Source organism: Metapseudomonas resinovorans DSM 21078 (assembly GCF_000423545.1).
Lineage (GTDB): Bacteria > Pseudomonadota > Gammaproteobacteria > Pseudomonadales > Pseudomonadaceae > Metapseudomonas > Metapseudomonas resinovorans.
Genome location: NZ_AUIE01000031.1, coordinates 15028 through 34418, shown reverse-complemented (window position 1 = coordinate 34418; position 19391 = coordinate 15028). Strand labels below are relative to the sequence as shown.

20 protein-coding genes, 3 tRNA genes and 1 pseudogene are annotated in these 19391 nt (G+C 62.3%); 11 read left to right on the top strand and 13 right to left on the bottom strand.

Annotation, left to right across the window (positions count from 1 at the left end):
- Window positions 1–59: 59 nt before the first annotated feature.
- From murI to hemA, 5 genes are read right to left on the bottom strand one after another with little or no spacing between them, the layout of a single operon-like run.
- Window positions 60–854: a glutamate racemase gene (gene murI, locus G559_RS0119875; RefSeq protein WP_028629925.1), complete on the bottom strand. Its 795-nt coding sequence runs from the start codon at window positions 852–854 to the stop codon at window positions 60–62.
- Window positions 847–1602 carry a molybdopterin-synthase adenylyltransferase MoeB gene (locus G559_RS0119870; protein WP_028629924.1) on the bottom strand — a complete coding sequence of 252 codons (756 nt, stop codon included), beginning with the start codon at window positions 1600–1602 and terminating at the stop codon, window positions 847–849. The genes murI and G559_RS0119870 overlap by 8 nt, the downstream gene beginning before the upstream one ends.
- Complete coding sequence (gene prmC, locus G559_RS0119865) at window positions 1596–2426, bottom strand: peptide chain release factor N(5)-glutamine methyltransferase (protein ID WP_028629923.1); 831 nt, start codon at window positions 2424–2426, stop codon at window positions 1596–1598. The genes G559_RS0119870 and prmC overlap by 7 nt, the downstream gene beginning before the upstream one ends.
- A 1-nt stretch (window position 2427) precedes the next feature.
- On the bottom strand, window positions 2428–3510 hold the full coding sequence (gene prfA / locus G559_RS0119860) for a peptide chain release factor 1 (protein ID WP_028629922.1): 1083 nt from the start codon (window positions 3508–3510) through the stop codon (window positions 2428–2430).
- On the bottom strand, window positions 3507–4781 hold the full coding sequence (hemA, locus tag G559_RS0119855; protein WP_028629921.1) for a glutamyl-tRNA reductase: 1275 nt from the start codon (window positions 4779–4781) through the stop codon (window positions 3507–3509). The genes prfA and hemA overlap by 4 nt, the downstream gene beginning before the upstream one ends.
- 183 nt (window positions 4782–4964) lie before the next feature.
- On the opposite strand from hemA, the gene G559_RS0119850 reads away from it, so the two are divergent.
- The 10 genes from G559_RS0119850 (at window position 4965) to G559_RS0119805 (ending at window position 12197) form a co-directional block, all read left to right on the top strand.
- Window positions 4965–6695, top strand: a complete 1731-nt coding sequence (locus tag G559_RS0119850) for a tetratricopeptide repeat protein (RefSeq protein ID WP_028629920.1) — start codon at window positions 4965–4967, stop codon at window positions 6693–6695.
- Window positions 6696–6698: 3 nt separating this feature from the next.
- Entirely contained in the window at window positions 6699–7316 is a 618-nt protein-coding gene (gene lolB, locus G559_RS0119845) for a lipoprotein insertase outer membrane protein LolB (protein ID WP_028629919.1), read from the top strand.
- A 1-nt stretch (window position 7317) separates the two neighbouring features.
- Window positions 7318–8169: a 4-(cytidine 5'-diphospho)-2-C-methyl-D-erythritol kinase gene (gene ispE / locus G559_RS0119840; RefSeq protein WP_028629918.1), complete on the top strand. Its 852-nt coding sequence runs from the start codon at window positions 7318–7320 to the stop codon at window positions 8167–8169.
- Between the two features lie 32 nt (window positions 8170–8201).
- Window positions 8202–8276, top strand: a tRNA-Gln gene (locus G559_RS0119835).
- Window positions 8277–8337: 61 nt separating this feature from the next.
- Window positions 8338–8412, top strand: a tRNA-Gln gene (locus G559_RS0119830).
- Between the two features lie 85 nt (window positions 8413–8497).
- Window positions 8498–9439: a ribose-phosphate pyrophosphokinase gene (locus G559_RS0119825; protein ID WP_028629917.1), complete on the top strand. Its 942-nt coding sequence runs from the start codon at window positions 8498–8500 to the stop codon at window positions 9437–9439.
- A gap of 105 nt (window positions 9440–9544) precedes the next feature.
- Window positions 9545–10147 carry a 50S ribosomal protein L25/general stress protein Ctc gene (locus G559_RS0119820; protein WP_028629916.1) on the top strand — a complete coding sequence of 201 codons (603 nt, stop codon included), beginning with the start codon at window positions 9545–9547 and terminating at the stop codon, window positions 10145–10147.
- Between the two features lie 38 nt (window positions 10148–10185).
- Window positions 10186–10770, top strand: a complete 585-nt coding sequence (pth, locus tag G559_RS0119815; RefSeq protein WP_028629915.1) for an aminoacyl-tRNA hydrolase — start codon at window positions 10186–10188, stop codon at window positions 10768–10770.
- Between the two features lie 26 nt (window positions 10771–10796).
- Window positions 10797–11897: a redox-regulated ATPase YchF gene (gene ychF / locus G559_RS0119810; protein WP_028629914.1), complete on the top strand. Its 1101-nt coding sequence runs from the start codon at window positions 10797–10799 to the stop codon at window positions 11895–11897.
- A 223-nt stretch (window positions 11898–12120) separates the two neighbouring features.
- A tRNA-Met gene (locus tag G559_RS0119805) sits at window positions 12121–12197 on the top strand.
- Window positions 12198–12285: 88 nt separating this feature from the next.
- Here the strand turns inward: G559_RS0119805 and G559_RS0119800 are convergent.
- The 3 genes and pseudogenes from G559_RS0119800 to G559_RS29120 all read right to left on the bottom strand — a co-directional run.
- Entirely contained in the window at window positions 12286–12708 is a 423-nt protein-coding gene (locus G559_RS0119800) for a type II toxin-antitoxin system VapC family toxin (RefSeq protein ID WP_028629913.1), read from the bottom strand.
- Window positions 12705–12950, bottom strand: a complete 246-nt coding sequence (locus tag G559_RS0119795) for a FitA-like ribbon-helix-helix domain-containing protein (protein WP_028629912.1) — start codon at window positions 12948–12950, stop codon at window positions 12705–12707. Before G559_RS0119795 ends, G559_RS0119800 begins: the two co-directional genes overlap by 4 nt.
- A 35-nt stretch (window positions 12951–12985) precedes the next feature.
- Window positions 12986–13576: pseudogene (locus G559_RS29120) on the bottom strand (tyrosine-type recombinase/integrase); the annotation flags it as partial.
- 313 nt (window positions 13577–13889) lie between these two features.
- On the opposite strand from G559_RS29120, the gene G559_RS0119785 reads away from it, so the two are divergent.
- Complete coding sequence (locus G559_RS0119785) at window positions 13890–14117, top strand: hypothetical protein (protein ID WP_028629911.1); 228 nt, start codon at window positions 13890–13892, stop codon at window positions 14115–14117.
- A 663-nt stretch (window positions 14118–14780) separates the two neighbouring features.
- Here G559_RS0119785 and G559_RS0119780 read toward each other — a convergent pair.
- The 5 genes from G559_RS0119780 to G559_RS0119760 all read right to left on the bottom strand — a co-directional run bounded on the left by G559_RS0119780 (window position 14781) and on the right by G559_RS0119760 (window position 19211).
- Entirely contained in the window at window positions 14781–15692 is a 912-nt protein-coding gene (locus G559_RS0119780) for a DMT family transporter (protein WP_028629910.1), read from the bottom strand.
- 3 nt (window positions 15693–15695) lie between these two features.
- A complete protein-coding gene (can, locus tag G559_RS0119775) occupies window positions 15696–16340 on the bottom strand; it encodes a carbonate dehydratase (RefSeq protein ID WP_028629909.1) in 645 nt (214 codons plus the stop codon).
- A gap of 71 nt (window positions 16341–16411) precedes the next feature.
- Entirely contained in the window at window positions 16412–16864 is a 453-nt protein-coding gene (rimI, locus tag G559_RS0119770) for a ribosomal protein S18-alanine N-acetyltransferase (RefSeq protein ID WP_028629908.1), read from the bottom strand.
- Window positions 16861–17664, bottom strand: a complete 804-nt coding sequence (locus tag G559_RS0119765; RefSeq protein WP_028629907.1) for a hypothetical protein — start codon at window positions 17662–17664, stop codon at window positions 16861–16863. Before G559_RS0119765 ends, rimI begins: the two co-directional genes overlap by 4 nt.
- Window positions 17661–19211, bottom strand: a complete 1551-nt coding sequence (locus tag G559_RS0119760; protein ID WP_028629906.1) for a 2-isopropylmalate synthase — start codon at window positions 19209–19211, stop codon at window positions 17661–17663. The genes G559_RS0119765 and G559_RS0119760 overlap by 4 nt, the downstream gene beginning before the upstream one ends.
- Between the last annotated feature and the right edge of the window lie 180 nt (window positions 19212–19391).

Below are 19391 nucleotides of genomic sequence, written 5' to 3'. Positions count from 1 at the left end.
CCTAGTCGCGATTATAGATAGCTTTTTAATCGGGGAAAGAAATCTGGCGGACTTTTCCATCAGTCAGGGAACTTGTCCACGCGGGCAGACTCGCCCCAGAGCACCGGCAGGATTTCCTGCATCATCGCCGGGTCGCCACTCGACCAGAAACGACATGGTTCAGACTCCCCGCCCGCCAGCAGGCCACGTGCATCCAGCAGGCGTTGGAGCTGTCGGGCAACAGCCGCACCGGTATCGATCAGGCTGACGGCGTCCGGCACCATCTGGCGCAACAACGGACGCAGGAACGGGTAGTGGGTGCAACCGAGGATCAGCGTATCGCACCCCTCGGCCAACAGCGGCTCGACATAGCCAGACAACAGGGCACGCGTCTCCGGGCCCATGAGGTCGCCGGCTTCGATGCGCTCCACCAGTCCCGGACAGGGTTGGGTAATCACCCGCACGTCCCCCGCAAAGCGATCCAGCAGCGCAGCGAACTTGGCGCTCTTCAGCGTGCCCGTGGTCGCCAGCACGCCCACGACACCACTGCGCGTGGCCGCCGCTGCCGGCTTCACTGCGGGCTCCATGCCGACAATCGGCAGCTGTGGATAACGCTCGCGCAGGTCGACTACGGCCGCCACGGTGGCGGTGTTGCAGGCCAGCACCAGCGCCTTGGCGCCCTGGCCAAGAAGGAACTCGGCGATGTGATGGCTGCGTTCGCGGATGAAGTCGGCGCTCTTCTCACCGTACGGGACATGGCCACTGTCGGCCACGTACAGCAGCGATTCGCGGGGCAACAGTGTGCGGATTTCCCGCAGGACGGAGAGGCCGCCAACGCCCGAGTCGAAGACCCCGATCGTGGCCGCCTCAGGCATGCCGGACACCGCAGACTTCGCAGGCGGGGTCGCGCTTGACCCGCAGCTCGCGGAAACGACTGCCCAGGGCATCCACCAGCAACAGGCGGCCGACCATGGACTCACCGAATCCGGCGAGCAGCTTCAGGGCTTCCAATGCCTGCAGGCTGCCCACCAGACCAACCAGTGGGCCGACCACACCGGCTTCGCTGCAAGTCAGCTCGGCTTCACTGCCATGACCGTAGAGGCAGTGGTAGCAAGGGCTGTCGTCGCGACGCGGGTCAAAGACCGAAAGCTGGCCCTCGAGACGAATTGCAGCGCCAGACACCAGCGGTTTGCCGGCAGCCACGCACGCGGCGTTGACCGCTTCGCGGGTACCGAAATTGTCGGTGCAGTCCAGCACCACATCCACCGCAGCGACAGCGGCGGCCAGGGAATCCTCATCCAGCGCACGGGAGTGCGGCACCAGGCGCACGTCCGGATTCAACGCAGCAAGGCGGGCCATGGCTGAATCGACCTTGCTTTGCCCGACGCTGTTGCTGTCGTGGACGATCTGCCGCTGCAGGTTGGTCAGGTCGACGGTGTCGAAGTCTGCCAGGTGCAGTTCACCTACCCCGGCGGCGGCCAGGTAGAGGGCGACCGGAGAACCCAGGCCTCCGAGACCGACGATCAGGACACGGCTCTGCTTCAGCCGCAGTTGGCCGTCGACGTCGATCTGCGGCAAGAGGATCTGCCGGCTGTAGCGAAGGAGTTCCTGATCACTCAGCATGGCCATTGTCCAAGGGAGATGCGTTCGTGGTCGCCCAGGTCGCGGCGGCTTTCCACGTGCTGAAAGCCCTGGCGGGCCAACAGGTCACGCACGGCCGGAGCCTGGTCGTAACCATGTTCCAGCAGCAACCAGCCACCAGGCAGCAGGTGCCTGGGTGCGTCCCGGATGATCAGGCGGATGTCGTCCAGACCATCAGCGCCGGCGACCAGGGCGCTGGTCGGTTCGAAGCGCACGTCCCCCTGGGCCAGGTGCGGGTCCTGGGAGGGTATGTAAGGCGGATTGCTGACGATAAGCGCGAAGCGTTGCTCGCCCAGGGCGGAGAACCAATGGCTCTCGACGAACCGGGCGTTGTTCAGCTTGAGGCGCGCGCGGTTGCGCTCAGCCAGCGCCACGGCGGCGGAAATGCGATCGACACCGGTCACTTCCCAGCCCAGGCGCTCGCATGCCAGGGCCAAGGCAATGGCTCCGGTGCCAGTACCCAGGTCAAGCACCTTGGAGGTACTTGCCGGCAGCAGGGCCAGCGCCGTTTCCACCAGCAGCTCGGTATCCGGACGCGGGATCAAGGTATCGGGTGCTACCTCCAGGTCCAGGCTCCAGAAGCCTTGGTGACCGAGGATGTACGCCACTGGCTCACCCATGCGGCGGCGCTGCAGGTAGCTGGCGAAACGCTCAGCCACTTCGCTGGAGACCACCCGTTCCGGCCAGGTGTGCAGGAAGCTGCGCGGCTTGCCAAGGGCGGCAGCCAGCAGCAGTTCGGCATCCAGGCGCGGGGTAGGGGAATCAGGCAGCTGGGCTTGCCCGAGAAGGCTGGCGATGATGGTCACGTCAGTCTCCCAGAGCCGCGAGCTGGTCGGCCTGGTATTCGGCAAGCAATGGCTCGATCACAGCCTCCACTCCCCCGGCCATGACGTCGTCCAGGGCGTAGAGGGTGAGGTTGATGCGATGGTCGGTAACCCGGCCCTGCGGGTAGTTGTACGTACGGATGCGCTCGGAACGGTCACCGGAACCCACCAGCAAACGACGGGTGTCGGAGATTTCCTTTTGAGCGGCGGCTTCCTGCTGGTCATTCAGCTTGGCAGCGAGCCAGGCCATGGCCTTTGCGCGGTTCTTGTGCTGGGAACGCTCTTCCTGGCACTCAACCACGATGCCCGACGGGATGTGGGTGATCCGCACCGCCGAATCAGTCTTGTTGACGTGCTGACCACCGGCGCCCGAGGAGCGGTAGGTGTCGACGCGCAGATCGGCGGGATTGATCTCGATGGCGGCCTGCTCGTCGGGCTCTGGCAGCACGGCGACAGTGCAAGCGGAGGTGTGGATGCGCCCCTGGGATTCGGTTTCCGGCACCCGTTGCACACGGTGCGCTCCGGACTCGAACTTGAGCTTGGCGTAGACGTTGTCGCCTTCGACCCGGGCAATCACTTCCTTGTAGCCACCGTGCTCCCCTTCGTTTTCGGAGAGGATTTCGACACGCCAACCCTGGCGCTCGGCATAGCGGGAATACATGCGAAAGAGGTCGCCGGAGAAGATCGCCGCCTCGTCGCCGCCGGTACCGGCGCGGATTTCCAGGAACACGTTGCGACCGTCGTTGGGGTCCTTGGGCAGCAGCATGCGCTGCAGGCGGTCTTGCAGCTCCACCAACTGCTCCCGGGCGAGGGCGACTTCCTCCTCGGCCATCTCGCGCAGGTCTGGATCATTGTCCTTGAGCAGCGCCTGGGCGCCTTCCAGATCACTCTGAACCTTGCGGAACTCGCGAAACGCCAGAATCACCGGCTCGACCTCGGCAAACTCCTTGGAGTAAGCGCGGAATTTCCCTTGGTCACTGATGACTTCGGCATCGCCGAGCAGGGCGGTGAGCTCCTCGTAGCGGTCCTGGAGGAGGTCGAGCTTGTTCAGCAGGGAAGCTTTCATTGCGAACGTTTATCCGAGCCCTCGTCGAGGGCGAAGAGTTCCTGGGCCACGGCCAGCGCGTCGAAGCGACCGTCGGCAGAGAGTTTCTTCAGCTGCACGCTGGGGGCGTGCAGCAGCTTGTTGGTCAGGCCACGGGCCAGCAGGGCCAGCACTTCTTCGGCCGAAGTGCCGTTCTGCAGCATGCGCTGCGCCTTGAGCACTTCCTCGTCACGCAGACGCTCCGCCTGCTGGCGATAGGCTCGCAATACGTCAACCGCGGCCAGCTCTCGCAGGCGCTGCATGAAGTCTTCGACACCAGCCCCCACCAGCTCCTCGGCAGCCTGGGCTGCACCCTGGCGGCTCTTGAGGTTTTCCGCGACGACCTCGTGCAAGTCGTCCACGGTATAGAGGTAGACGTCGTCCAGTTCACCCACTTCGGGCTCGATGTCACGCGGGACAGCGATGTCGACCATGAAGATCGGTTTGTGTCGACGCTGCTTCAGCGCACGCTCCACCGCGCCCTTGCCAAGAATTGGTAACTGGCTTGCTGTGGAGCTGATGACGATATCGCTGTTGACCAGTTCCTGGGGCATGTCGGCCAGCAGCACGGCATGGGCGCCGAACTCTTCGGCCAGGATGCTGGCGCGCTCCAGGGTACGGTTGGCGACCACGATGCGCTTCACGCCCTGCTCGTGCAGGTGGCGGGCGACCAGGGTGATGGTCTCGCCGGCGCCAATCAGCAGCGCCTGGCTGCGGTGCAGGTCGGAGAAGATCTGCTTGGCCAGGCTGACGGCAGCGAAGGCCACGGAAACCGGGTTCTCGCCAATTGCGGTGTCGGTACGCACCGTCTTGGCGGTGCTGAAAGTCGCCTGGAACAAGCGGCCAAGCAGCGGGCCGACGGTACCGGCCTCGCGGGCAACGGCGTAGGCGGACTTCATCTGGCCGAGAATCTGCGGCTCTCCGAGCACCATGGAGTCCAACCCGGAGGCAACGCGCATCATGTGGCGGACGGCGGCGTCGTCCTGGTGCACATAGGCGCAGGCGCGCAGCTCTTCCAGGCTGAGGTTGTGGTAACCGGCCAGCCAAGCGAGGACCTCATCGGTGCTGGGGTGATCCTGCTCCAGGTAAAGCTCACTGCGGTTGCAGGTGGAGAGGATCGCCGCCTCGCGACTGGGCGTTATGCGACACAGCTGCTGCAGGGCCTCAACCAGCTGCTCGGGGGTGAAAGCCACGCGTTCGCGGACATCCACCGAGGCGGTCTTGTGGTTGATACCAAGAGCAATGAAGGCCATGCAGGGTCGCTAACTGAAACAGGAGGGCGCGCAATTGTCCTACTTCACCCGAACAACGACAACCACCGCCGATAATTGTCTGCTCGACCAGGTTTGCCCCCGCGGGTTGCCGCCCCGCCCCATGTGCTAGCCTGACGGCTTGTGTCATGATGAGACACTCGCTGGTTAGTCGCCTTCCTTCCTATGAATAGATCCCTCGCGTTGCTCACCGCCCTGCTGTTTCTCGGCGGCTGTCAGAGCTTGACCCACAAGTCCCCGGACGGCACCCCGCCGGTCGAGGAAGGCAACCAGGCCTCCGCGCCCGCCAAGCCCGAGGTCTATGGTTCGTTCAACCGCGAAACCCTCTACGCCCTGCTCGCTGCCGAACTGGCTGGTCAGCGCAACCGATTCGACATCGCCCTCGGCAACTACGTACAGCAGGCCAACGCCACACAGGACCCGGCTGTAGCCGAGCGCGCTTTCCGCATCGCCGAGTACCTGGGCGCAGACCAAGCCGCATTGGACACCTCGTTGATCTGGGCCAAGAACGCTCCCGACAACCTTGATGCCCAGCGCGCCGCAGCCGTGCAACTGGCGCGCTCCGGCCGTCATGACGAAGCCATGACCTATATGGAGAAGGTGCTCCAGGGTCAGGGCGACACCCATTTCGACTTCCTCGCGCTCTCTGCCGCGGAAACCGACGCCGATACCCGCGCAGGTCTGTTGCAAAGCTTTGACCGCCTGCTGACCAAGTACCCGGACAATAGCCAACTCGTCTTCGGCAAGGCCGTGCTGCTGCAACAGGATGGCCGCACCGAAGAAGCACTCCATCTGCTCGAAGGGGTGCCCTCCGACGACAAGGAAATCGCCCCGATCCTGCTGCGCGCTCGCCTACTGCAAAGCCTCAAACGTGGCGACGAGGCCCTTCCACTGCTGCAGAAGGCCATCAAGCAACACCCTGACGACAAGCGCCTGCGCCTGACTTACGCCCGCATGCTGGTAGAGCAAGGTCGCCTGGACGAAGCCAAATCCGAGTTCTCCGGCCTGGTCCAGCAATTCCCTGACGACGACGACCTGCGCTACTCCCTGGCGCTGGTCTGCCTGGAAGGCGAAGCCTGGGACGAAGCCCAGGTCTACCTGGAGGAACTGGTAGACCGCGGCAGCCACGTCGATTCGGCGCACTTCAACCTTGGCCAGGTCTACGAAAAGCGTGGCGACAAAGACAGCGCGCTGCTTGAGTATTCACTGGTTGGCCCCGGCAATGACTACCTGCCGGCGCAGATGCGCCAGGTGGAAATCCTTCTGGAAAGCGGCAAGCCCGACGAAGCGGAAGCGCGCCTTGCCAAGGCCCGCGACGCCCAGCCGGACTACGCTATCCAGCTTTACCTGATCGAAGCCGAAAGCCTGGCTGAGCGCCAGCAGCCCGAGCGCGCCTGGAAGGTCATCCAGCAGGGCCTGCAGCAGTATCCCGACGACCTCAATCTGCTCTATACCCGCGCCATGCTGGCCGAGAAGCGCAACGACCTGACCCAACTGGAGAAGGACCTGCGCTTCATCATCGAGCGCGAGCCGGAAAACGCCATGGCGCTGAACGCCCTCGGCTATACCCTGGCCGACCGTACCACGCGTTACGACGAGGCCAAGAAGCTGGTGGAACAGGCCCACAAGCTCAACCCGGACGACCCGGCCATCCTCGACAGCCTCGGCTGGGTGAATTACCGCATGGGCAACTTGCCTGAAGCCGAACGGCTGCTGCGCCTGGCCCTCAAGGAGTTCCCCGACCACGAAGTCGCCGCGCACCTGGGCGAAGTGCTCTGGGCCCAGGGCAAACAGGTCGAAGCCCGCAAGATCTGGGCTGAGGCCCTGCAAAAGCAGCCTGACAGCGCCATTCTCCGTGACACCATGCAACGCCTGACTGGCTCCGGAGCCCTCTGATCCATGCGTTTACGTAACCTCCTGGCGGCTGGCGCGCTTCTCCTGCTCACCGGCTGCGCCGCCCTGATTCCCCATGAAACCTTCGAAGGCCAGGGCAACCAGGCCTCTTGGAATGCGCACAAGGCCCAGGTCAGCACCCTCGACGGCTGGCAGATCAGCGGCAAAGTAGGCATCCGTGCCCCCAAGGACTCCGGAAGCGGCACCCTGTTCTGGCTGCAGCGCCAGGATTATTACGACATCCGCCTTTCCGGCCCGCTGGGCCGTGGTGCCGCGCGCCTGACTGGCCGCCCGGGCAAGATCGAACTGGAAGTAGCCAATCAGGGCCGATACCAGGCCGAAACCCCCGAAGCGCTCCTGGAAGAACAACTCGGCTGGCGCCTGCCGGTGTCCCACTTGCTCTGGTGGGTGCGCGGCTTGCCCGCCCCCGACACTCGCAGCCGCCTGACCCTCGACGGCGCCAGTCGCCTGTCCCACCTGGAGCAGGACGGCTGGCAAGTGCAATACCTGAGCTATGTCGAGCAAAACGGCTATGCCCTGCCCGAGCGCATCAAGCTCAGTGGCGAGAACCTTGACGTCACCTTGGTGATCAAGGACTGGCAGCCACGCCAGCTCGGGCAGTGACATGCAGGACGCGCAACTCATCCTGCCAGCTCCAGCCAAGCTCAACCTGATGCTGCACATCCTCGGCCGTCGCGCCGACGGCTATCACGAGCTACAGACGCTCTTCCAGTTTCTCGACCATGGCGACGAACTGGGTTTCTCGCTGCGCCAGGACGGTGAAATCCACCTGCGCACCGAAGTGCCCGGCGTCCCCCATGACAGCAACTTGATCGTTCGCGCTGCTCGCAAACTGAAGGCCGAATCGGGTTGCCGCCTCGGAGCCGACATCTGGCTGGACAAGCGTTTGCCCTTGGGGGGCGGGATCGGGGGCGGAAGCTCCGACGCCGCCACTGCCCTCCTCGCCCTGAATCGCCTGTGGAACCTGGGCTGGAGCGAAGATCGCCTGGCCACCCTCGGGCTCTCCCTAGGCGCCGACGTACCGGTCTTCGTGCGTGGCCGCGCCGCCTTCGCGGAAGGTGTCGGCGAGCAGCTGACTCCAGTGGAGCTGCCGGAGCCCTGGTTCCTCGTAGCGGTGCCGCAAGTCTTTGTCAGCACAGCAGAAGTTTTCTCCGATCCTGAGTTGACACGGAATTCTCCGCCCATTAAAGTTCGCAGCCTTCTTGAGGGGGGCGGTCGGAATGACTGTCAGCCGGTGGTCGAGAAACGTTACCCAGATGTACGTAACGCGCTGATCTTGTTGAATAATTTCACATCAGCTAGATTGACCGGCACTGGAGCTTGTGTGTTTGGGAGCTTCCCAAGCAAGAGCGATGCTGATAAAGTCTCGCGCCAACTTCCGGCCACTCTGCCGAGCTTTGTCGCTCAGGGGCGTAACATCTCGATGTTGCACCGCAAGCTTCAAGGTCTGGCTTGAGAAGGAATGCAAGGCATTCGGTTGTACGATACAGGGGCGTCGCCAAGCGGTAAGGCAGCAGGTTTTGATCCTGCCATGCGTTGGTTCGAATCCAGCCGCCCCTGCCATTAACCCCACCGGGGTTTACGTACAACACAACGAAAGCACTGCGCAGCAAGTTAAAATTCTAGGGGCGTCGCCAAGCGGTAAGGCAGCAGGTTTTGATCCTGCCATGCGTTGGTTCGAATCCAGCCGCCCCTGCCATACACTTAAAAAGCTGTTCAAAAGCTACGGCCTTTGAACGGCTTTTTGATTCATCAGGTCTACCCTCAGCCGGCAGGTACTGCGCGTGTCCAAGATGATGGTCTTCACGGGGAATGCCAACCCCGATCTGGCGCGTCGCGTCGTACGTCAACTGCATATTCCCCTCGGCGATGCCTCCGTAGGCAAGTTCTCCGACGGCGAAATCAGTGCTGAAATCAATGAAAATGTCCGCGGCAAGGACGTCTTCCTGATCCAGCCGACTTGCGCACCGACCAACGATAACCTGATGGAACTGGTGGTGATGGCTGACGCCTTCCGCCGTTCCTCGGCCTCCCGCATCACTGCGGTCATCCCCTACTTCGGCTATGCCCGCCAGGATCGCCGTCCGCGCTCCGCCCGCGTGGCCATCAGCGCCAAGGTAGTGGCTGACATGCTGACCGTAGTCGGCATCGACCGTGTACTCACTGTCGACCTGCACGCCGACCAGATCCAGGGCTTTTTCGACATTCCGGTGGACAACATCTACGGTTCCCCGGTCCTGGTCGATGACATCGAAGACCAGCGCTTCGAAAACCTGATGATCGTTTCCCCGGACATCGGTGGCGTGGTTCGTGCCCGTGCCGTGGCCAAGTCCCTCGGTGTTGACCTTGCCATCATCGACAAGCGTCGTCCGAAGGCCAACCAGTCCGAAGTCATGCACATCATCGGCGATGTCGAAGGCCGCACCTGCGTGCTGGTCGACGACATGGTCGACACCGCTGGCACCCTGGGCCACGCAGCCAAGGCCCTGAAGGACCATGGCGCTGCCAAGGTCTACGCCTACTGCACCCACCCGGTGCTGTCCGGCCGTGCCATCGAGAACATCGAAAACTCCGTGCTGGACGAGCTGGTGGTGACCAACACCATCCCGCTGTCCGCCGCGGCACAAGCCTGCTCGCGTATCCGTCAGCTGGATATCGCGCCGGTTGTGGCTGAAGCGGTCCGCCGCATCAGTAATGAGGAATCGATCAGCGCGATGTTCCGTTAAGGACATCCCTGACGAAAGCACCCCGCCTCGGCGGGGCTATTTGCCCAACCGCCCGGATGCTGGTCGCAAGCATTACGGGCGTTTTGGCTATTTTGGAGAAGTGTAATGACTGATTTTGCCCTGAATGCCGAAGCGCGTTCTGACCTGGGGAAAGGTGCGAGCCGCCGCCTGCGTCGTAATGCCAACCTGGTTCCCGCTGTAATTTACGGCGGCGAGAAAGCCCCGCAATCCGTAAGCCTGCTGGCCAAAGACCTGGCCAAGCTGCTGGAAAACGAAGCTGCTTTCAGCCACGTGATCGCCCTGAACGTTTCCGGCGCTACCGAAACCGTTCTGATCAAAGCCCTGCAGCGCCACCCGGCCAAAGGCTTCGTACTGCACGCTGACTTCCAGCGCGTAGTTGCCGGCCAGAAGCTGACCGCCCACATCCCCCTGCACTTCATCAACGAAGCTACCTCCGTTGGCGTGAAGCAAGGCGGCGGCGAAGTTTCCCACACCATCTCTGAAGTCGAAGTCTCCTGCCTGCCGAAAGACCTGCCGGAGTTCATCGAAGTTGACCTGGCCAAGGTCGAAGTAGGTCAGACCGTTCACCTGTCCGACCTGACCCTGCCGAAAGGCGTCGAGCTGGTGGCCTTGGCCCACGGCAACGACCTGGCAGTTGCCAACATCCATGCTTCCCGCGTGGTGAAGGAAGAAGGCGAAGCCGAGTAATTTCTTACTCTGCGTCAGCCTGACAAAGGGCCCCTGTAGTGACTGCCATTCAACTGATCGTCGGCCTGGGTAATCCAGGCCCCGAATACGACCAGACCCGGCATAACGCAGGGGCCCTTTTCGTTGAGCGCCTGGCGACGCGCGAACGCGTCAATCTGAGCCTCGACAAGAAGTACTTCGGCCTGGTCGGGAAGTTCTCTCACCAAGGTCGCGACGTTCGTCTGCTGATCCCCACCACCTACATGAACCGCAGCGGCCAGTCCGTAGCGGCCCTGGCCGAGTTCTTCCGCATTCCGCCCGAGGCCATTCTGGTGGCCCACGACGAACTCGACATGCCACCCGGTGTTGCCAAGCTCAAGACTGGCGGCGGCCACGGCGGCCACAACGGGTTGCGCGACATCATCGCCCAACTCGGCAACCAGAATTCGTTCCATCGCCTGCGGCTTGGCATCGGCCATCCGGGGCACAGCAGCCTGGTTTCCGGCTTCGTTCTCAGTCGCGCCCCGCGCAGCGAACAGGAACTGCTCGACACCAGCATCGATTTCGCCCTCGACGTGATGCCAGAACTGCTCGCCGGTGACCTCACCCGCGCCATGCAGAAGCTGCACAGTCGCAAGGCCTGAACCCACTCCGCGCAGAGGCACACTCCATGGGATTCAATTGCGGCATCGTCGGCCTGCCTAACGTCGGCAAGTCCACCCTGTTCAACGCCCTGACCAAGTCCGGTATTGCAGCGGAGAACTTCCCCTTCTGCACCATCGAGCCGAACAGCGGCATCGTGCCGATGCCCGACTTGCGCCTCAATGCCCTGGCCGAGATCGTCAAGCCCGAGCGCGTGATCCCCACCACGATGGAATTCGTCGACATCGCCGGCCTGGTAGCCGGTGCTTCCAAAGGTGAAGGCCTGGGTAACAAGTTCCTTGCCAACATCCGCGAGACCGACGCCATCGCCCACGTGGTGCGCTGCTTCGAAGACGAGAACGTCATCCACGTTTCCAACAGCGTCGACCCCAAACGCGACATCGAGATCATCGATCTCGAACTGATCTTCGCCGACCTCGACAGCTGCGAAAAGCAACTGCAGAAAGTCGCTCGCAACGCCAAGGGCGGTGACAAGGACGCCCTGGCACAGAAAGCCCTGCTGGAAAAACTCATCCCCCACTTCAGCGAAGGCAAGCCGGCGCGCTCGCTGCTGAAGAACCTGGGTGACGAGGAGAAGCGCCTCGTTCGCGGCTTCCACCTGCTAACCAGCAAACCGGTCATGTACATCGCCAACGTTGCCGAAGACGGTTTCGAGAACAACCCGCACCTTGACGTGGTGAGAGTCATTGCCGAGGAAGAAGGCGCCATCGTGGTTCCGGTGTGCAACAAGATCGAAGCCGAAATCGCCGAACTCGACGACGGCGAAGAAAAGGACATGTTCCTCGAAGCCCTCGGCCTCGAAGAGCCCGGCCTGAACCGCGTGATCCGCGCCGGCTACGACCTGCTCAACCTGCAGACCTACTTCACCGCAGGCGTGAAGGAAGTCCGCGCCTGGACCGTCCGTATCGGAGCCACCGCCCCGCAGGCTGCTGCCGTTATCCACACCGACTTCGAAAAAGGCTTCATCCGCGCCGAAGTAGTCGCCTATGACGACTTCATCCAGTACAAGGGTGAAAACGGTGCCAAAGAAGCCGGAAAATGGCGTCTTGAAGGCAAGGAATACATCGTCAAAGACGGCGACGTGATGCACTTCCGCTTTAACGTCTGATCCACGAAAAAGCCCCGGACCTCCGGGGCTTTTTGCTTCTGTAGGATGGTGTTGAGCGAAGCGATACCCATCACGGGCACCTGCTTCGATCCGCTGAAAACCCTCCCCGGCCACCGCGCTTCCCTGAAAACGTTCTCACCACCTAAACAATTGAAAGATCACAAAATTATCTAAGCGAAGGGGTTGACAGCCCCCCGACAGATGCGGAAAATGCGCGCCACTCGGCTACATAGCTCAGTCGGTTAGAGCGCAGCATTCATAATGCTGATGTCCCAGGTTCAAGTCCCGGTGTAGCCACCATACAAATCAAAGGGTTAGCGCAAGCTAGCCCTTTTTTGTTTTGGGCGACAGACTACAAACAGACTACATCCCGACTACCGAGCCTTTGCTAGGCACCTTCCCAAGGATTCACAAGGGCCACACCCAACTCTTCGAAGTCACGGGTGTTTCGTGTAGCGACCTTGGCGCTGTAGAGCCGGGCTATCGCCGCAATCTGTCCATCAGCCATATCTGTCACCCTTCCCTTGGCTTCACTGGCCGAAACCAGCGCCGCATAGTGCACAGCTGCATCCACATCAAAAGGCAGAATGCAGCCGGCAAAGAGCTTGTTGAAAAGCGTGTCGGCGCCTATCGCCAACAAATCCTTCCGCTTACCGTTTGGCATCCTGGCGATCCCATAAAGGATCTCAGCCACTGAGATGGAACAGATCACCAGTTCGCTACCTGGCTGAGCATCCAGCCATGCAACGACGCTTGGGTCAGGCCTGGATTTCATCATCTCCGAAAGGACATTGGTGTCTAACAGGATCATTCATCAAAGTCCGCTGCACGTGCCTTTGTGTTGCGGGGAGGCAATTCCAAATCCACACCGCCCGCAGCGGCAAAAAGTTCGTGAATCCGAGTGCCCATTCCGCTGGGCTTGTTCTGCTTCGCAAGTGCTTCAGCAAGGATCACCCTCACTTCTTCCTCCATCGAGCGACCATGGCTGGCGGCCACGACACGAAGCCGAGCTTTCAGCTCATCGTCCAGGTTGCGAATCGTGATGCTAGCCATAGGGACCTCCAATGGAATCATTGCAATCACTGAAATCATACTGGAACGTGCCTGCTTTGCGCCAATGGCGACAGACGCAATGCGGATTCCAGATGATCCGGCGACAGATGCGCATAGCGCATGGTCATGGCGATCGACGAGTGGCCGAGGATCCGCTGCAAGCTGAGGATGTCCCCTCCCCCCATCATGTAGTGGCTGGCAAAGGTGTGTCGCAGGATGTGGGTCATCTGCCCTGGTGTGTGGAAGCCACAGCGCAGGTAGGCACTTCGAAATGCGGCCCTACAGGACACGAACAGCCGGCCATTCCCGGGCATCCCTACCTTGAGCGCTATCGCCTCGACTTCAGCGGGGATCGGTACTGACCTGGACTGGCGGTTTTTGGTCCGGTGGAAGTGCGCCTTGCCTCCGAATATGGCACTGCGCTGCAGCGATTCAGCCTCATCCCAACGCGCTCCCGTTGCCAGGCAGATCAGCGCGACGGGGTAGGTATGGTTGTTGGTGGACTTGCGGCACTCCTCGAGGAGCTGCTCGATCTGCGCCAAGGTCAGAAATGTGAGTTCTACCTGATCGGTCTTGATCTGACGGACCTTGGCGAGAGGGTTGTCTCCTACCCACGCCCCCAAGCGGTTGCGGGGAGGCAACTCCAGGTCCACACCGCCCGCTTCTGCAAAAAAGCGATTCAAAGGCTCTGGTTTTGCGAGGATAGACGACGTTTGGAAGTCCCAATTTATGGGGCTTTGGGTTTCAACGGGGTGCGGCTCGGGTGATTTATAACGCTCAATTCCAAGGTTCAACCCCCGGTGTAGCCAGCTAGGGAACCTGATCAGTATCAGCATCGACGAACACCTGCGTAGGAGTATTCCGATTCACTCTGGGCTGCATGGACCACCTTCACGCTTCGTGATGACCTTGCGAAGTCATCCATGCGAGGCAATCCACATGCAAATTCATGTTGGCGAACGCAGGGAAGGTGATGTTCTGACACTGAGGGTTCTGGAAGGAGTCAGCGAATCAGTGTTGATGGCGATGTTGAAGGCGGAGGGGATCGAGATCGTGATTGGGCCGATTGTGAATGGCTCGGCGCGGCTCGAACTCCGGGCGCCTAAAAGGATGTTGGTCCTGGTGGAGAAGGCTCCGCCAGGACCGGTAGCGATTGATTCAAGCTGACTATCGAGAACCCCGCCCTGGCGGGGTTCTCTTTTGAGTAACACGTGGCTGTTGGCCTTAGCTGCGCCCAGCGCCAACCGACATGCAGTGCGCTCTTTTTCAGGCAAGCGCAAGCGACAGAGCTGACTCTTGCCGACGAGAGCGGCCTGGTGCCGCGGGGATTGGCAACTGTATTGGTTCAGGCAACCTGATCGGCGCGTTTGAAACACCACCGAGCTTTCTGGATGAATTCAAGCTGCGCTACGGCCACCATTTCAGCTTTCCGGTCGGGGAACTGACGAACGCGTTAGCAGCCGAGCGGCAACGTGCCAACCAAGCGGAGGCTGAGCTTATTGCTCTTAAACAGAGCCGGTCCTGGCGGGCAGTGCAGGCGTTCAGGGCGATGCTGGGTCGCCGCTGACGCGCATAGTTTCGAAGCCGAAGTCCGCCCGCCACTCGTCCAGCAGGACGTTCTCCACGGCAGTTTTCAGCCGTTTGGCGAGAGTGGGTTACGGTGCCGGTGGTAGCCGGCAACTCGCTGCCTGGTGGGGGACGATGCGGCGCAAAAGATGCCAGCATCATGGCTCTGTAGAGCCTGGAGAGTAGTGTCTGGTACGGGGTTGCCGCAGCACTGGAAGCAACCTCAGTCGGCCCCGGGAATGACGACTAGCGCGTACATTGGGCTCACCTCAACGACGGACGTGTCGCCAGCAGCAGGCCGGCGAAAATCAACGCCCCACCGAACCAATGGTAAGCCTGCAACCCCTCGCCCAACAGCAGGTACCCCAGCAACGCAGTGAACACTGGCATCAGGTAGTTGGTGAGCACCGCCTTGGCCACCCCCAGTACGCGGATGCCCTGGTTCCAAAGCAGGTAGGCCAGCAGCGAGGCAGCAACGCCGGTGTAGGCGATGGCAGCGAGGTTTTCCGTGGAGAGTTCGAAGCGCTGCCCGCTGGCGATTTCCAGCAGGTAGAACGGCAGCAGCATGGGTACGCCGCACGCCACCAACGCCCCCAGCAGCACCAGCGGCGGCAGCTTGAAATAGCTGTTCCAGCGTCGCAGCAGCAGGGTGTAGAGCGCCCAGTCCACCACGGCAAGCAACATGATCAGGTCGCCAGGGTTGAACGACAGGGCGGCCAGTTGTTCCAGCCGCCCCTGGGCGATCAGCACCAGCAGGCCGACGGTCGCCACCGCCATGCCGAGCCAGGCGCGTCGGGGTGGCCATTCGTTGAGCAGGACGCCAGCGCCGATGAACGTTGCCAGCGGTAGGCAGGTGTTGAGCAGTGTGAGGTTGATGGCCACCGTGGTGCGCGCAGCAAAGTAAAGCAGCACGCTGTAGGTGCTGATACCCAGAGCCGCCACTACCAGCAGACGCCATCCGGCGTAGCGCAGGGCGCTGCGGTGCTCCCACATGGGGCGGGCTACGAAGGGAAGGAGAATGGCCAGCGCCAGGCTCCAGCGCCAGAAGGCCAGGCTGAAGGGGGGGATGGCATCGTGGAAAGCACGGGCGACGAGGGCGTTACCGGCCCAGAAAACGCTGGCCGCAAGCAGGCCGAGCCAAGCCAGGCCAACGGCCCGGCTGTTGTACTGCGTCATGATTCAGTTCTGTCCGAGTGGGCGCAGGCGGTACTGCGGCGGCAGTTGTTCCATGCCGCTGACGGTGACGTTGAGGTTCTTCCAGATACCGTCCTTGATGCCGTAGATGCAGCCGTGTACGGAAAGCTCCTGGCCGCGATGCCAGGCGTTCTGGACGATGGTGGTGTGGCTGACGTTGGCCACTTGCTGGATGACGTTCAGCTCGCAGAGGCGGTCGACGCGTTCTTCTTCAGTAGCGAAGGTGGCCAGGTGCTCGCGCTGCTCGTAATAGAGGTCGCGGATGGTGCGTAGCCAGCCATCGATCAGGCCGTACTGGGTGTCGCGCATTGCTGCGCGGACGCCACCGCAGCCGTAGTGGCCGGTGACCAGGATGTGTCGCACCTTGAGCACGTCCACGGCGTACTGAATGACCGACAGGCAGTTGAGGTCGGTATGCAGTACCACGTTGGCCACGTTGCGGTGGACGAAGAGGTCGCCAGGCAGCATGCCGACGATCTCGTTGGCCGGCACGCGGGCGTCGGAACAGCCGATCCAGAGGTACTCCGGCACCTGCTGTTTGGCCAGCTTGGCAAAGAAGTCCGGGTCTTGCTGCTTGATCTTCTCGGCCCAGCGCGCGTTGTTGTCGATCAGCTGTTGCAGGTCGCTCATGCGTCTTCTCCTCTTCTGGCTGGCGGCACCTTACGGAGCACCGGGAGCTTTGGCAATGGCCTGCGCGAGACTCAATCGATCAGCGTGCAGGCCATGACCAGTGCGTCTTCGCGGCCACCCACGGCGGGGTAGTAATCGCGGCGACGGCCGATTTCGTTGAAGCCATAACGCTCGTACAGGCGGTAGGCGGACTGGTTGCTGGCGCGCACTTCGAGGAAGCATTCGCCGGCCTGCAGCTCGCGGGCGCGCTCCATCAGGCGCTCCAGCAGGCGCAGCCCCAGGCCGCGGCCCTGGCTTTCCGGCTTGACGGTGATGTTCAGCAGGTGGGCCTCGCCGACGATGACGTTGATCACGCCATGGCCAACCTGCTGACCACCTTCGAACATCAACCAGCAGTCGTAGGACTTCAAGCTGTCGGTGAAAATACCGCGAGTCCAAGGGTGGCTGAAGGCGGCATATTCAATTTTCAGTACGGCATCGAGATCCGCCTCGGTCATCGGGCGGAAGGAAACAGCGTCGGTCATTCAGTGCTCTTCCAGCGGCGCATCACACGGCGCATGGCTTGCCAGAGTTCGCCCTTGCGCTCGGGCTCGTCCATCAACAGTTCCAGACCAGGCAGTGCCCAGGCGGCGCCCAGGCCTTCAACCTGCAATTCGCGGTTGAAGGCCGTGGCGTCGGCTTCACCGGCAAAGCGCACCGCTGGGAGGCCTAAGAGCCAGAGGCAGGCACAATCACCCTGCTCTTCCACCCGCATGCCAACGAAGCCCTGAACGAAGTCTCGGGCCGCGTCCGGGCCCTGGTCCATATTGCCGCGGCTGAGCAGCGGCCAGCGCACCGGTTCGCCGAGGATCTGCGGACTGTCTGGCAGGCTGGCGGCGCGCAGCAGGTCCTTCAGTAGCAGGTAGGCCGGATCGCGGCTCTGGAAGGGTTCGCCGGTGGGCAACTCCACCAGCAGCAGGCAGTTGCCGGCACGCAGCAGTTGCAGGGAGAAGCGCGGCGGCGGCAGCGTTTCCACCTTGGCCGGTGCGGCTTCGGGTTCGGCAGCCGCTTCGGGTTCGGGCTGGGCGACCGGGCGCGGAGTGCTGCCTGGACGGGGAATCTCGATCTTGGCGCGCACGGACGTCGCCGCCGGGCGGGATTCGGTGGCCGGAGCATCGGGAACGACATCTGCGACTGGCCTTGGCGCGTCCTCAAGGGGGACTTCCGGGGCCAGGGCCAGCAATTCGAGATTGGAGGGCGCGGCAAAGGGCAATGCCACGCGCGGTAGCCAGGTGGCTACCTGCATGGCATTGAGATACGCGCGACGACGGTGTTCTGTGATCAAACGTCAGCAACCTGTGGGTGAGCCTTGCGTACGCCGGCCTGCATCAGGTTCAGCGCATTGAGGTAGGCCTTTGCGGAGGCGACAACTATATCGGTATCGGCACCGTTTCCGTTGACGATTCGTCCGGCTTTTTCCAGGCGGACGGTGACTTCACCCTGGGAATCGGTGCCCTGGGTGATGGCGTTGACCGAGTAGAGCTGCAGGCTCGACTCGGACGCGGCCAGACTTTCGATGGCCTTGAAGGTGGCGTCCACCGGGCCGGAGCCCTCGGCGCTGGAGCCTTGCTCCACGCCGTCGATGGCCAGCACCAGCTTGGCCTGGGGTACTTCGCCGGTCTTGGAGGCGACTTCCAGGTAGACCAGTTTGAAGTGCTCCGGCGCCTCCTCGCCCAGGGTGTCGGAGACCAGCGCCTGCAAGTCTTCGTCGAAGATTTCGTGTTTCTTGTCCGCCAGCTCCTTGAAGCGGGCGAAGGCGGCATTCAAGTCGGCCTCGCTGCCCAACTGGATGCCGAGCTCGTCCAGGCGGGTGCGGAAGGCATTACGCCCGGAGTGCTTGCCCAGCACCATCTTGTTAGTGTGCCAGCCGACGGACTGGGCGGACATGATCTCGTAGGTTTCGCGGTGCTTGAGCACGCCGTCCTGGTGGATGCCCGACTCGTGAGCGAATGCATTGGCGCCGACGATGGCCTTGTTCGGCTGCACCGGGAAGCCGGTGATGCCAGACACCATCCGCGAGGTGCTGAGGATGTGTGGCGTGTCGATATTGGTATAGACGCCGAGTACATCCTGGCGGGTCTTGATGGCCATGACGATCTCTTCCAACGCGGCATTGCCGGCGCGCTCGCCCAGGCCGTTGATGGTGCATTCCACCTGGCGGGCGCCTACGGCAACGGCGGCCAGGGAGTTGGCCACGGCAAGTCCGAGGTCGTTGTGGCAGTGCACGGAGAACACGGCCTTGTCGGCATTGGGGATGCGCTGCAGCAGCTGTCGCATGGTTTCTGCGTACTGGTGCGGAATGGCGTAGCCGACGGTGTCGGGGATGTTGATGGTGCGAGCACCGGCATCGATGGCGGCTTCGATGATGCGGCAAAGGAAATCGATCTCGGAGCGGCCGGCGTCTTCGCAGGAGAATTCCACGTCTTCGCAGAGGTTGCGTGCACGCGTCACCGCCCGGATGGCCTGCTCCACCACCTGGTCCGGCTGCATACGCAGCTTGTACTGCATGTGGATGGGGCTGGTGGCGATGAATGTGTGGATGCGTGCGGAATTAGCGCCGGCCAGGGCTTCGGCCGCGCGGTCGATATCGGCATCCACTGCCCGCGACAGGCTGCACACGGTGCTGTCCTTGATGCTGTCGGCAATGGCCTTGACTGCCTCGAAGTCACCGGGGCTGGCGATGGCGAAGCCGGCTTCGATCACGTCCACTCGCATCCGTTCCAGGGCCTTGGCGATGCGCAGTTTCTCTTCCTTGGTCATGGAAGCGCCGGGGCTCTGCTCGCCGTCCCGCAGGGTGGTGTCGAAGATGATGACGCGATCTTGGCTGCTCATGTCTCGCTCCTCACGGCCCCACCGTACGTGCGGCCGGGGCTCAGGCTGATGGTGCCGGACTGCTTGTGGCAACGGCTCCAGATCAGGGAATTGTGGCGTGAAAAGCCGTGGGCGGAAAGGTCGGCGGGCGGGTGGCGGCCCTGTGGGGAGGTGGGAATGGTCTTGTGGGGGTGAATTTAC